Source organism: Variovorax sp. P4_B11 (genome assembly GCF_056402355.1).
The window spans coordinates 45,834-58,153 of the sequence record NZ_JBFUHO010000009.1 but is presented as its reverse complement, the minus strand read 5'-3'; the positions used below and the strand labels follow the sequence as shown (position 1 = coordinate 58,153).

The 12,320-nt window shown below is 67.3% G+C and carries 12 protein-coding genes; 10 read left to right on the top strand and 2 right to left on the bottom strand.

The window, feature by feature from the left end; genetic code table 11:
• Nucleotides 1–53 precede the first annotated feature (53 nt).
• Both AC1DYD_RS11505 and AC1DYD_RS11500 read left to right on the top strand, forming a co-directional pair.
• Nucleotides 54–914, top strand: a complete 861-nt coding sequence (locus tag AC1DYD_RS11505; protein WP_478172868.1) for a TatD family hydrolase — start codon at nt 54–56, stop codon at nt 912–914.
• A 123-nt stretch (nt 915–1,037) separates the two neighbouring features.
• Entirely contained in the window at nt 1,038–1,400 is a 363-nt protein-coding gene (locus AC1DYD_RS11500; RefSeq protein ID WP_478172867.1) for a hypothetical protein, read from the top strand.
• A gap of 55 nt (nt 1,401–1,455) precedes the next feature.
• Here AC1DYD_RS11500 and AC1DYD_RS11495 read toward each other — a convergent pair whose 3' ends face one another.
• Complete coding sequence (locus AC1DYD_RS11495) at nt 1,456–2,286, bottom strand: mechanosensitive ion channel family protein (RefSeq protein ID WP_478172866.1); 831 nt, start codon at nt 2,284–2,286, stop codon at nt 1,456–1,458.
• Between the two features lie 50 nt (nt 2,287–2,336).
• On the opposite strand from AC1DYD_RS11495, the gene AC1DYD_RS11490 reads away from it, so the two are divergent.
• The 5 genes from AC1DYD_RS11490 to AC1DYD_RS11470 all read left to right on the top strand — a co-directional run bounded on the left by AC1DYD_RS11490 (nt 2,337) and on the right by AC1DYD_RS11470 (nt 7,627).
• Nucleotides 2,337–2,870 (top strand): DNA-deoxyinosine glycosylase, encoded by a 534-nt coding sequence (locus tag AC1DYD_RS11490; RefSeq protein WP_478172865.1) that lies wholly within the window; start codon nt 2,337–2,339, stop codon nt 2,868–2,870.
• Complete coding sequence (locus AC1DYD_RS11485; protein ID WP_478172864.1) at nt 2,867–3,610, top strand: class I SAM-dependent methyltransferase; 744 nt, start codon at nt 2,867–2,869, stop codon at nt 3,608–3,610. The genes AC1DYD_RS11490 and AC1DYD_RS11485 overlap by 4 nt, the downstream gene beginning before the upstream one ends.
• A 122-nt stretch (nt 3,611–3,732) precedes the next feature.
• Complete coding sequence (gene tfpB, locus AC1DYD_RS11480; RefSeq protein ID WP_478172863.1) at nt 3,733–5,514, top strand: type IV pilus assembly ATPase TfpB; 1,782 nt, start codon at nt 3,733–3,735, stop codon at nt 5,512–5,514.
• Between the two features lie 102 nt (nt 5,515–5,616).
• A complete protein-coding gene (locus tag AC1DYD_RS11475) occupies nt 5,617–6,105 on the top strand; it encodes a tripartite tricarboxylate transporter TctB family protein (RefSeq protein WP_478172862.1) in 489 nt (162 codons plus the stop codon).
• A gap of 10 nt (nt 6,106–6,115) precedes the next feature.
• Nucleotides 6,116–7,627 (top strand): tripartite tricarboxylate transporter permease, encoded by a 1,512-nt coding sequence (locus tag AC1DYD_RS11470; RefSeq protein ID WP_478172861.1) that lies wholly within the window; start codon nt 6,116–6,118, stop codon nt 7,625–7,627.
• Nucleotides 7,628–7,678: 51 nt separating this feature from the next.
• On the opposite strand, the gene AC1DYD_RS11465 is transcribed toward AC1DYD_RS11470, so the two are convergent.
• Nucleotides 7,679–8,605, bottom strand: coding sequence for a LysR family transcriptional regulator (locus tag AC1DYD_RS11465; protein WP_478172860.1), 927 nt, complete (start codon nt 8,603–8,605; stop codon nt 7,679–7,681).
• 97 nt (nt 8,606–8,702) lie between these two features.
• Here AC1DYD_RS11465 and AC1DYD_RS11460 point away from each other — a divergent pair, with 97 nt between their 5' ends.
• From AC1DYD_RS11460 to AC1DYD_RS11450, 3 genes are all read left to right on the top strand, one after another.
• Nucleotides 8,703–9,674, top strand: coding sequence for a Bug family tripartite tricarboxylate transporter substrate binding protein (locus tag AC1DYD_RS11460; RefSeq protein ID WP_478172859.1), 972 nt, complete (start codon nt 8,703–8,705; stop codon nt 9,672–9,674).
• Between the two features lies 1 nt (nt 9,675).
• Nucleotides 9,676–11,289: a gamma-glutamyltransferase family protein gene (locus tag AC1DYD_RS11455; protein WP_478172858.1), complete on the top strand. Its 1,614-nt coding sequence runs from the start codon at nt 9,676–9,678 to the stop codon at nt 11,287–11,289.
• Between the two features lie 101 nt (nt 11,290–11,390).
• The gene (locus AC1DYD_RS11450; RefSeq protein ID WP_478172857.1) at nt 11,391–12,308 is read left to right on the top strand and encodes a DMT family transporter; all 918 of its coding nucleotides are present in this window, start codon (nt 11,391–11,393) and stop codon (nt 12,306–12,308) included.
• Nucleotides 12,309–12,320: the final 12 nt, after the last annotated feature.

Sequence of the window (12,320 nt, the reverse complement as noted above, 5' to 3'; positions counted from 1 at the left end):
ATCACGGTAGCACGCTTTCCGCCGCCTTGCATCCCTTCGGGCATCATCGCGCGATGGCCATCTTCGTCGACACCCATTGCCACCTCGATGCGCCCGAATTCGGATCGGAAATGCCCCAGGTCCGGGCCCGTGCGCAGCGTGCCGGCGTCGCGCTCTGCGTCATCCCCGCGGTCGCCGCCTTCAACTTCGGGACGGTGCGCGAGCTTGCGCATCGGCAGGGCGATGCCTACGCGCTCGGCATCCATCCGCTGTGCACCGGCGCTGCGCGCGACGAGGACCTCGCGCTGCTCGACGAGGAACTCGTCCGCCGACGCGACGACCCGCGCCTGGTGGCGGTCGGCGAGATCGGCCTCGACTACTTCGACCCGGGCCTGGACGCCGACAAGCAGGAGCGCTTTTTTCACACTCAGTTGCAGTTGGCGCGCAAGCACGGGCTGCCGGTCATCATCCATGTCCGCCGATCGGTGGACAAGGTGCTGAAGCACCTGCGCCGGGTGGCGCCCGGCCAGCGCTGGCAGGGGATCGCGCATGCGTTCAATGGCAGCGAGCAGCAGGCGCTGGCCTGTGTCCAACTCGGCCTGAAGCTCGGCTTCGGCGGGGCCGTGACCTTCGAGCGCGCCTTGCAGTTGCGTCGGCTTGCCGCCACGCTGCCGCTGGAGGCGATCGTGATGGAGACCGACGCACCCGACATCCCGCCGCACTGGCTCTACCGGACGCAGGCGCAGCGGGTCGCGGGCGAGTCGCAGGGGCGCAACGAGCCCGGCGAGCTGCCGCGCATCGCCGAAGTGGTGGCAGGCCTGCGCGGCATCGAGGCATCGGCGCTGGCCGAAGCGACCACCCGCAACGCGGCTGCCGCGCTGCCGCGTCTCGTTTCGCTGATGGGCCTGTCGGCCGAACGCCCGGGCGCGGCGTAGGCGAATGCCCCGACTTGGGCCCGCAGGGGCGCGGCACGGGTCTTTGGTGTCATCCTTCGGGTTCGTGCAGTCGTTGCATTCCAGTGGCAAGCCAGTCACGCCAACTCAACAAGGAGCTTTTCCATGAACTCATCCATCGTTCGCACCCTGCCGGCCGCCCTGGCGCTGGCCCTCGCCTGCGTCGGCGCGTCGGCGATTGCGCAAACCACGGCCCCGAGCACCACCCAGAAGGCGGAAAACGCAGGCGAGAAGGCCTGGGACAAGACCAAGGAAGGCACCGAGAAGGCCTGGGATGCCACCAAGAGCGGCACCAAGAAGGCCGTGAATGCGACCGAGAAGGGGGCCAAGGCGACCGGCAAGGCGATCGACGACGTGGCTTCCGATGCCGCTTCTGGGACCCGCAAGGTGGGCGACAAGATCGGCGAGAAGATCCCGGGCACGGTCCAGAACGAAGCCGCCAAGGGCGAAGCCGCCAAGAAGCCCTGAGCGCGCGCACCGGCGCTCTCGCAGCCCCAATGAAAACCCGCCGCGGCGGGTTTTTTCATGCAGTGGCCGGTGGCTGGATGTTCCGATGCACCAGAGGCGTTTCGGGCGTCGGGTAGCCGGCGGCGCCGAAAGTCTTGACGACCGCCTTGTGAGTGTCGAAGTACACCTGCCAGTAGTGGTCGGTGTGGGTGTAGGGCCGCACGGCGAGCAGCGGTCCTTCGGGCGTGAATTGCAGGATCTCGACGTCGGGCGGCTGCTCGGTCGAGACATTCGGGATCTGGCTGACCGCGGCCTTGAGCAATGCGATCGCCTGGTTCACGTCGACCCCGTTGGCGATCTTGGCCGTGGCGTCGACCCGGCGGAACGGCAACTGGCTGAAGTTCTGGATCGGATCCGAGAGCACCTTGTTGTTGCCCACCGTGGTGACCACATTGTCGGGCGTGACCAGCGTGGTGCCGAACAGGCCCAGTTCCTTGACGGTGCCGTTGATGCCGCCGCCCACCGTGACGTAGTCGCCGACCCGGTACGGTCGCAGTACCTGCAGGAAGATCCCGGCGGCGAAGTGCGTCAGCAGGCCGCCCCATGCCGTGCCGATCGCCAGGCCGGCGCCGGCCAGCAGCACCGCGAACGAGGTCGTGCGGACCCCGAACATGTCGAGGATCGAAAGGATCAGGACGATATTGAGCAGCACGCCGAGGATCGAGACCAGGTAGTGGCTCAGGGTCGGGTCCATGCGCTTGCCGCGCTCGAGGGCCTTGGCGACCAGGCGCTGCGCCAGGCCGATCAACCAGCGGCCGACGCCCCAGGCAATCAGGGCGCCGATCACTTTCAGGCCAAAATCCACGCCTTGCGTCGTCAGGAAAATCCAGATCGCTTCCGAATTCATTTCTTCTCCTCGCGGGTGCCGGTGCTTCGGCAGGCCGTGCAGCGTTCGTGATGAATAAGCCGGCTTCGCGCCCAGACGACGTCAAGGCCGTGCTCACGGGGCTTGCGCCGATCGTTTCCGAGAACACTGCCTTGTTGATACTCGGCAGCTTTCCTGGGGCCCGGTCGATTGCGCAGCAGCAGTATTATGCGCACCCGCAGAATCATTTCTGGAGAATTTTGCAGGCGCTGTGGCCCGGAAACCCGCTGCCAGTGGGCGAAGATAGCTATCAAAAGCGTAGCAGGTGGCTGCTCGACCGCGGTCTCGGCGTGTGGGACGTGTATGCCAGCTGCGAGCGCGAGGGAAGCCTCGATTCGGCGATCCGCGACCCGGTGGCGAACGACATCGCGAGCCTGCGGCTGCCCTGGCTCGCGGCCATCGCGCACAACGGCGGCGAGAGCTTCCGGCACGCGCGGCACACGCGGGCGATCGGGGTGCCGGTGCATCGGCTGCCGTCGTCGAGCCCGGCCAATGCGAGCTGGAGCTTCGATCGCAAGGTCCAGGCCTGGCGCGAGGTGTTTGAAAGGTATCTGGTCATTCCATGAAAGTCTCCCTTCCCGAGGTCAATTTTTCCGACTGGGGCGATGTCCGCTATCTGCACCTCGGCACCGAGTGGGTGCAGGGCTCGATGAAGCTCGATGCGCCCTTCGAGATCGAGCTCGAATACGTGCAGCGCATGATGGTCTGGCTGTTGTTCGCCGATCCGGCCGGCGTTGCCCAGCGTCACGCGATGCAGCTCGGCCTGGGTGCCGCCAGCCTGACCAAGTTCTGTCGCAAGACCTTGCGCATGCGCACTACCGCGGTCGAGCTCAATCCGCAGGTGGTGGCGGCCTGCCGAGGCTGGTTCAAGCTGCCGGCCGACGATGCCAAGCTCGAGGTCGTGGTCGCCGATGCCGCCGCCGAGATTCGCAAGCCGCGCTGGCTCGGCACGGTCGATGCGCTGCAGGTCGACCTGTACGACCACGAGGCGGCCGCACCGGTACTCGACAGCGAAGACTTCTATGCCGACTGCCGCGCCTTGCTGACCGAGGACGGCGCCATGACGGTCAATCTCTTCGGCCGCTCCTCGAGCTACGAGCGCAGCCTCGAGAAGATCACGGCCGCCTTCGGCGCCGAGGCGGTCTGGGCCTTCAAGCCGACGCGCGAAGGCAACACGGTGGTGCTGGCCCAGGCGAGCGCCAGCCGTCCGAAGCGCCCCGCGCTTGCCGATCGGGCCCAAAGCATCCAGACTCGCTGGGGCCTGCCTGCACCGAAGTGGCTGCGGGTATTCAAACCGATGGAGTGAGCGCACCCCCAGGTTGGGCTCACTTCGTGTAGCCCGCCCACCCCCTCGCCGGGGGCAACACCAGTGGCCCGGCATAGCCGGTTCCACGGTGTTTCTGGAACAAACTTCGCTTTGAGTTCGATATGAATGCTGTCGTCTTGCCCTCTTCGCCGCGCCACGAAGGCCCGCTGGTCCTGCGCCACCTGATCGAATGGCTGGCCAAGGACGGCCTGATCTCGCCGGTCGAGGCCAAGCGCACGCTGGCGCGCTGCGCCCAGGCCGAGAGCCGCCAGGCGCCGCTGGTGCGGCTGGCCAACGTCGCGATGACACGCGAGAGCGACGGCAAGCCGCTCGATCTCGAGATGCTCACGCAGTGGCTGGCCGGCCGGGCCGGGCTCGCCTACCTGCGCATCGATCCGCTGAAGGTCGATGTCGGCAAGGTGGCCGACACGATGAGCGCAGCCTATGCCGAGCGGCACAAGGTGCTGCCGGTGCAGGTGACGCCAAGCGAGGTGGTGGTGGCCACGGCCGAGCCCTTCCTGACCGACTGGATCGCCGAGGTCGAGCGCCAGTCGCGCCGCGCGGTGCGCCGCGTGGTCGCCAACCCGACCGACATTCAGCGCTACACGGCCGAATTCTTCGCTCTTGCCAAATCGGTGCGGGCGGCACAGAAGGCCGGCGGCAACACCGGCGGCGCCAGCTTCGAGCAGCTGGTCGAGCTCGGCAAGAGCAACAAGCAGCTCGACGCCAACGACCAGAGCGTGGTGCAGGTGGTCGACTGGCTGTGGCAGTACGCCTTCGACCAGCGCGCCAGCGACATCCACCTCGAGCCGCGGCGCGACCAGGGCGTGATCCGCTTCCGCATCGACGGCGTGCTGCACCCGGCCTACCAGATGCCGATGGGCGTGATGAACGCGATGGTGGCGCGCATCAAGCTGCTCGGCCGCATGGACGTGGTCGAGAAGCGGCGCCCGCTCGACGGCCGCATCAAGACCCGCAACCTGCGCGGCGACGAGGTCGAGATGCGGCTGTCGACGCTGCCCACCGCCTTCGGCGAGAAGATGGTGATGCGGATCTTCGACCCCGACACCGCGGTCAAGGACCTCGACGCCCTCGGCTTCGCCCAGCACGACGCCCAGCGCTGGGAGAAGCTGGTGACGCGGCCGCACGGCATCATCCTGGTGACCGGGCCGACCGGCTCGGGCAAGACCACCACGCTGTATTCGACGCTCAAGCGCGTCGCCACCGAGCAGGTCAACGTCAGCACGGTCGAAGATCCGATCGAGATGATCGAGCCCTCGTTCAACCAGACGCAGGTGCAACACCAGCTCGACTTCGGCTTCATCGAGGGCCTGCGGGCGCTGATGCGGCAGGATCCGGACATCATCATGGTGGGCGAGATCCGCGACCTCGCCACGGCCGAGATGGCGGTGCAGGCGGCACTCACGGGCCATCTGGTCTTCAGCACCCTTCACACCAACGACGCGCCGAGCGCGATCACGCGGATGATGGAGCTCGGCGTGCCCTCCTACCTGATCAACGCCGTGATGCTCGGCGTGCTGGCCCAGCGGCTGGTGCGCACGCTGTGCCCGCATTGCAAGGAGCCGGACGCGTCGATCACGCGCGAGAAGCTGGCCGAGTTCGTCAAGCCCTGGCAGATCAACGGCTCGGTGCGGGCCTACAAGCCGGTCGGCTGCGTCGATTGCCGCATGACCGGGTACATGGGGCGCATGGGGCTGTACGAGCTGCTCAGCATCAGCGAGGAGTTCAAGGCGCTGGTCACCAAGGAGCCGAACCTCGTCGGCTTGCGCCGGCAGGCGGTGGTCGACGGCATGCGGCCGCTGCGGCTGGCGGGCGCGTTGCGGGTGGCGGAGGGCGTGACCACCATCGAGGAAGTGCTGAGCGCGACCCCGCCCCTGGAGTAGGCTTCAGGGATTACCCTGAATCCCCGATAGGTGGAATCCACATCGAGCTGACTGCCACCTGACCACACAATCTCCGATCGAGTTTTTTCGTGGAGACTGTTCGTGAAAATCAAGAGTCAGAAAGACTTCTTCTCGGGGGTGATGTTCGCCGTCGTGGGAGTCGCCTTCGCATGGGGAGCGACGACCTACAGCGTCGGCAACGGCGCCCGCATGGGCCCCGGCTACTTCCCGCTGATGCTCGGCATCCTCATGGCCGTCATCGGCCTGGTGATCATGTTCACCGGCCTCACGGTCGAGACCGAGGACGGCGAGATGATCGGCAAGTGGGCCTGGAAGCAGGTGGCTTACATTCTCGGCGCCAACCTCGCCTTCGGCGTGCTGCTCGGCGGCCTGCCGAGCGTGGGCGTGCCGGCGATGGGCATGATCATCGCGATCTACGCGCTGGTCATCATCTCCAGCCTGGCGGGCAGCGAGTTCAACCTGCCCAAGGTGCTGATCCTCGCCAGCGTGCTGGCCGTCGGCAGCTACGTCGCCTTCATCTGGGCGCTCAAGCTGCAAATCCAGGTGTGGCCCACCTTCATCACGGGCTGAGGACTGGCAAATGGAACTTCTCAACAACCTCTCTCTCGGCTTCGGTGTCGCGTTCACCTTCACCAACCTGCTGTACTGTCTGGTCGGCTGTATCCTGGGCACGCTGATCGGCGTGCTGCCGGGCATCGGCCCGGTCGCCACCATCGCGATGCTGCTGCCGGCGACCTACGCGCTGCCGCCGGTCTCCGCGCTGATCATGCTGGCCGGCATCTACTACGGCGCCCAGTACGGCGGCTCCACCACCGCCATCCTGGTCAATCTGCCGGGTGAATCGTCCTCGGTGGTGACCGTCATCGACGGCTACCAGATGGCGCGCAAGGGGCGGGCGGGCCCCGCGCTGGCCGCGGCCGGCCTGGGCTCCTTCTTCGCCGGCTGCGTCGGCACGCTGATCCTGGCCGCCTTCGCGCCGCCGCTGACCGAACTGGCCTTCAAGTTCGGCCCGGCCGAGTATTTCTCGCTGATGATCCTCGGCCTGATCGGCGCCGTGGTGCTGGCCTCGGGCTCCCTGCTCAAGGCGATCGCGATGATCGTGCTGGGCCTGCTGCTGGGCCTGGTCGGCACCGACGTGAATTCGGGCGTGGCGCGCTTCAGCTTCGATATCCCCGAACTGACCGACGGCATCGGCTTCGTCGCCATCGCGATGGGCGTGTTCGGCTACGGCGAAATCATCGCCAACCTGTCGCGGCCCGAAGAAGACCGCGAAGTGTTCACCGCCAAGGTCTCCGGCCTGTTCCCGACCAAGGAAGACTTCAAGCGCATGACGCCCGCGGTGCTGCGCGGCACGGCGCTCGGCGCGGCGCTCGGCATCCTGCCCGGCGGCGGTGCGCTGCTGGCGGCCTTCGCGGCCTACACGATCGAGAAGAAGACCAAGCTGCATCCGGGCGAAGTGCCCTTCGGCAAGGGCAATATCCGCGGCGTGGCGGCGCCCGAATCGGCCAACAACGCCGGCGCCCAGACCTCCTTCATCCCGCTGCTGACCTTGGGCATTCCGCCCAACGCGGTGATGGCGCTGATGGTCGGCGCGATGACGATCCACAACATCCAGCCCGGCCCGCAGGTCATGACCAGCAACCCGGAGCTGTTCTGGGGCCTGATCGCCTCGATGTGGCTCGGCAACGCGATGCTGATCATCCTGAACCTGCCGCTGATCGGCATGTGGATCAAGCTGCTGTCGGTGCCCTACAAGTACCTGTTCCCGGCGATCGTGCTGTTCTGCGCGATCGGCGTGTACTCGACCAACAACAACACCTTCGACATCTGGATGGTGGCGGCCTTCGGCTTCATCGGCTACGCCTTCTTCAAGCTGGGATGCGAGCCGGCGCCGCTGCTGCTGGGCTTCATCCTCGGGCCGATGATGGAAGAGAACCTGCGCCGTGCGCTGCTGCTGTCGCGCGGCGACTGGATCGTCTTCGTGACGCGGCCGATCTCGGCGGGCCTGCTGGCGGCGGCGTTGCTGCTGCTGATCATCGTGTTGCTCCCGGCTGTGAAATCGAAGCGGGAAGAAGCCTTCGTCGAGGACTGACCCGGTTCTCGCACCCCTGAAGAACGGCAGCCTCGGCTGCCGTTTTCGCTTTCAGGGCCTGGGTGCCCGAGGCGGCTTCATATGCTGCCGGGCCATGGCGAGGAAGGCCATCGCCGCAGGGTTGAGCGGATGCTTGGCCAGCCGCACCGCGACCACCGGGTACTCCAGCGTCGGGCGCGTCACCGCCACCGCACGCAGGTTGCCGGGCATCAGGACTTCCACATAGCGCGGCAGCAGCGCCACGCCGGCGCCGGCCTGGATCAGGCCGAAGGCGGTCGACAGCATCGACACGTGGTGCACCACGCGCGGGTACACGTTGGCCACGCTCGACAGCTGGCGGCTGACCGAGCGCCAGATGTTGGCATCCGGATTGACGTGGATGAAGGGCAATGCATCGAGGTGCCTGGCATCGATCACCACCCGCTGGGCCAGCGGATGGTCCTCGCGCACGAAGAGTGCCATGCGCTCGCTGAACAGCGGCTCTGTGGCCAGCTCCGAGTGTTTCTGGCCGATGTCCGAGCCGAAGCCCAGGTCGGCTTCCTGCGAAAGGATGCGCGAGATCATCTGCTCGGCCGTGCTGTCCATCAGCGCCGTCGCCAGCGCCGGGTGCTGCTGCGAGAAACGGCCCAGCAGCGGCGGCAGCAGGGCGCCGGCCGTGAGATGGCCCACCGCCAGTACCACGCGCCCCTCCCGCAGTTCGGACTGCGACCGGCAGGCGTCGACGGACTCATCGATCAGGCGCAGCGCGCGCACGGCGGTATCGACCATCATCTGGCCCGCATTGGTCATCCGGATGCGGCGGCCGCGCACCACCAGCGGCTGCCCGAGCTCGTGCTCCATGCGCTTGATCAAATGGCTGATCGCCGGCTGCGTGAGCTGCAGCGCCTCCGCAGCCAGGGTGAAGCTGCTCGTTTCGGCCACCGCCGACAGGGCCCGGAGCTGTTGCAGGGAGATCTCTTCGGTGGCGTTCCTCGTCATGAGCCGTATTTATAGTTCGATAAGCCGGATTATCTGGCTTGATGTCCTGCCCTTGCATAGCATTCGATTTCATCTCCACAGGGACAGAATCCAGCCCATGAAACGAATCCGGTTCCTTCAGGCCTGTGCCGCCGTGCTTTGCGTGGCCGCATCGCCCGCCAGCCTGGCACAAGGCTATCCAAGCAAGCCGATCCGCCTGATCGTGCCCTTCCCGGCCGGCGGCGCCACCGACCTGTTCGCGCGCACGCTGTCGCAGAAGATGGGCGAGAAGCTCGGCACCACGCTGGTGATCGACAACAAGCCCGGCGCCGGCGGCGCGATCGGCTCCGACGCCGCGGCCAAGGCGGCGCCCGATGGCTACACCCTGCTGCTGGCCACCACCAGCACGCACTCCATCGGCCCGGCGATCAACCCGAAGCTGCCCTACGACGCGGTGCACGACTTCACCCCGATCGCGCACGTGGGCGATGCGCCCAGCATCATGCTGGTGCCCAACAACTCGCCGGCCAGGACGGTGCGCGAGTGGATCGACTACGCGAAGAAGAACCCGGGCAAGCTCAACTACGCGTCGAGCGGCAACGGCACCATCGTGCAGCTCACGGCCGAGCTCTTCAAGTCGCAGGCCGGCGTCTTCGTCACGCACATCCCGTACAAGGGCACCGCGCTGGCGATTCCCGACCTGATCACGGGCAAGGTCGACGTGCTGTTCGATTCGCTGCCGACCGGCATGCCGCACGTGCGCGACGGCCGGTTGCGGGCGCTGGGTGTGACGACGCTGAAGCGCAGCCCGCTGGCGCCGGAACTGCCGCCGATCGCCGAGGTGCTGCCGGGCTTCGAGTCGAATACCTGGTTCGGCCTCTACGGCCCGAAGGGCCTGCCGGCCGATCTCGTGACCCGCATCAACAGCGCCGCCAACCAGTCGCTGAGCGACCCGGAAGTGCGCGACAAGCTGGCACGGCTGGGCATCGAACCCACCACCAGCACGCCGGCGCAGCTCGCGAGCATGGTGGCGGAAGACGCCGCCAAGTGGAAGAAGATCATCACCGAACGCAAGATCACAGGGGACTGACATGAAATTCGACTACGCCAACCCCTACACCTCGACCCGCATCCCGGTCTTCGCCCGCAACGTCGTATCGACCTCGCATCCGCTGGCGGCCCAGGCCGGCCTGCGCATCCTTCAGCAAGGCGGCAACGCGGTCGATGCCGCGGTCGCGACCGCGGCGGTCATGACGCTGGTCGAGCCGGTCAGCAACGGCCTGGGCAGCGATGCCTTCTGCCTCCTGTGGGACGGCCAGAAGCTGCACGGCCTCAATGCCTCGGGCTGCGCGCCCGCGGCCTGGACGCCCGACTATTTCCGCAAGAAGCACGGCGCCGACGCCGCCACGCCGCCGATGCGCGGCATGGATTCGGTCACGGTGCCGGGCGCAGTGGGCGGCTGGGTCGCGTTGTCCGAGCGCTTCGGCAAGCTGCCTTTCGCGGACCTCATGGCGCCGGCGATCGAGATCGCCGAGCGCGGCTACCTGATGCCGCCGGTGGTGCGGCAGAAGTGGGCCGCCGCGACCCCGATCCTGCGGTCGCAGCCTGGCTTCGTGCAGAGCTTCCTGCCCTGGGGCCGGGCGCCGGAGGTCGGCGAGCTGTTCCGCTTTCCGGCCGCGGCGCGCGCCCTCAAGGCCATCGCGGCGACCCGGGGGGATGCCTTCTACGGCGGTGAAATCGCTGCGGCGCTGGAGAAGTTCTCGCGCGCGAACGGCGGCAGCCTGAAGGCGAGCGACCTTGCCAACTGGAAGCCGGAGTGGGTCGAGCCGATCGCCCAGGACTACCGCGGCCACACGCTGCACGAGATTCCGCCGAACGGCCAGGGCATCGCGGCGCTGATCGCCCTGGGCATCCTCGAGCACTTCGACATCGGCTCGATCCCGGTCGACTCCGTGCGCTCGCAGCACCTGCAGATCGAGGCCATGAAGCTGGCCTTCGCTGACACCTACCGCTACGTGTCCGAGCCATCGTCGATGGAGGTGACACCGCTGCAAATGCTCGATGGCGCCTACCTCGCCTCGCGTGCCAAACTCATCGACGTGAACAAGGCGCAGGACTTCAAGGCGGGCAACCCGGTCAAGGGCGGCACCATCTACCTGACGGCGGCCGACGAGAGCGGCATGATGGTGAGCTTCATCCAGAGCAACTACATGGGCTTCGGCTCGGGCTGCGTCGAGCCCGAGTTCGGCATCAGCCTGCAGAACCGCGGCCACGGCTTCAGCCTGAAAGACGGCAGCCCGAACCTCGTGGCGCCCGGCAAGCGCCCGTTCCACACCATCATCCCGGCCTTCCTCACGAAGGACGGCGCGCCGGTGATGAGCTTCGGCGTGATGGGCGGCAACATGCAGCCGCAGGGCCACATGCAGACGCTGGTGCGCATGCTCGACTACCAGCAGAACCCGCAGGCGGCCTGCGATGCGCCGCGCTGGCGCTTCAACGCGGGGCTCGAGATCAACGTCGAGGCGGCGATGGCGCCGGCCACCGTGCAAGGCTTGTCCGCGCTCGGCCACAAGGTCGACGTCATCAACGACTCCTACCAGGACTTCGGTGCCGGCCAGTTCATCTGGCGCGCGGGAGACCCGGCGGTCGAAGGCTACGTTGCGGCCAGCGACGCGCGCCGCGACGGCCTGGCTGCCGGGTTCTAGATGGCCTGGGACGGGAGGATCTCCGACAGCGAGGCTCAGGCCGGCGCCGGGACGCTCCCAAGGCGGCCTGCGGCCCCCTCGGGGGGCAGCGAGTACACGCAGTGACGGAGCGTGGGGCCCACCTGGCCGCACGCAAGAGCCTCGCGCCGGGACTGGCGCTCGCCACCTTCGGCGCGATCGCCTTCAGCGGCAAGGCGATCATCGTCAAGCTGGCCTATCGCTACGGCGTCGATGCCGTGACGCTGATCATGCTGCGCATGCTGTTCGCGCTGCCGCTGTTCGCGCTCATGGCGTGGTGGGCGGGGCGCGGCAAGCCGGCGCTCACGCGGCGCGACTGGCTTGGCGTGGTCGGGCTCGGCTTCTCGGGCTACTACCTGTCGAGCTTCCTCGACTTCGCCGGGCTGGCCTACGTCACGGCCAGCCTCGAGCGGCTGATCCTGTACCTCAATCCGACGCTGGTGCTGCTGTTCGGCTGGATCGTCTACCGGCGGCGCATCACGCGCTGGCAGTTCGCCGGCATGGCCATCAGCTATTCGGGCGTGCTCCTGGTGTTCGGCCACGAGCTCAGCCTGGGCCAGAGCGCGGCGGCCGCGTGGGGCGCCTTCCTGGTGTTCCTGAGCGCGGTGAGCTATGCGATCTACCTGGTCGCCAGCGGCGAGTTCGTCAAGCGGCTCGGCTCTCTGCGGCTGGTCGGGCTGGCCACCAGCGTGGCCTGCCTGCTGTGCATCGCCCAGTTCCTGCTGCTGCGGCCGATGGGCGCGGCCTTCGAGGTGGCGACCGAGGTGATCTGGCTGTCGGTGCTCAACGCCACGTTGTGCACCGCCGTGCCTGTCCTCGCCGTCATGATGGCGATCGAGCGCATCGGCCCCGCGATGGCGGCGCAAACGGGTATGGTCGGGCCGATGTCGACGATCCTGATGGGGGTGCTGCTGCTCGGCGAGCCCTTCACCGCCTGGATCGCGGCCGGCACGGTGCTGGTCATCACCGGCATTTTTGTCTTCACGCGAATGGGGCGCTGAGCCCGAAGGAAT

Coding starts and splice junctions, on each gene's coding strand:
- AC1DYD_RS11500 (WP_478172867.1), top strand. CDS start 1,038: ATGAACTCATCCATCGTTCGCACCCTGCCGGCCGCCCTGGCGCTGGCC.
- AC1DYD_RS11505 (WP_478172868.1), top strand. CDS start 54: ATGGCCATCTTCGTCGACACCCATTGCCACCTCGATGCGCCCGAATTC.
- AC1DYD_RS11460 (WP_478172859.1), top strand. CDS start 8,703: ATGAAACGAATCCGGTTCCTTCAGGCCTGTGCCGCCGTGCTTTGCGTG.
- tfpB (WP_478172863.1), top strand. CDS start 3,733: ATGAATGCTGTCGTCTTGCCCTCTTCGCCGCGCCACGAAGGCCCGCTG.
- AC1DYD_RS11485 (WP_478172864.1), top strand. CDS start 2,867: ATGAAAGTCTCCCTTCCCGAGGTCAATTTTTCCGACTGGGGCGATGTC.
- AC1DYD_RS11470 (WP_478172861.1), top strand. CDS start 6,116: ATGGAACTTCTCAACAACCTCTCTCTCGGCTTCGGTGTCGCGTTCACC.
- AC1DYD_RS11490 (WP_478172865.1), top strand. CDS start 2,337: ATGAATAAGCCGGCTTCGCGCCCAGACGACGTCAAGGCCGTGCTCACG.
- AC1DYD_RS11495 (WP_478172866.1), bottom strand. CDS start 2,286: ATGAATTCGGAAGCGATCTGGATTTTCCTGACGACGCAAGGCGTGGAT.
- AC1DYD_RS11465 (WP_478172860.1), bottom strand. CDS start 8,605: ATGACGAGGAACGCCACCGAAGAGATCTCCCTGCAACAGCTCCGGGCC.
- AC1DYD_RS11455 (WP_478172858.1), top strand. CDS start 9,676: ATGAAATTCGACTACGCCAACCCCTACACCTCGACCCGCATCCCGGTC.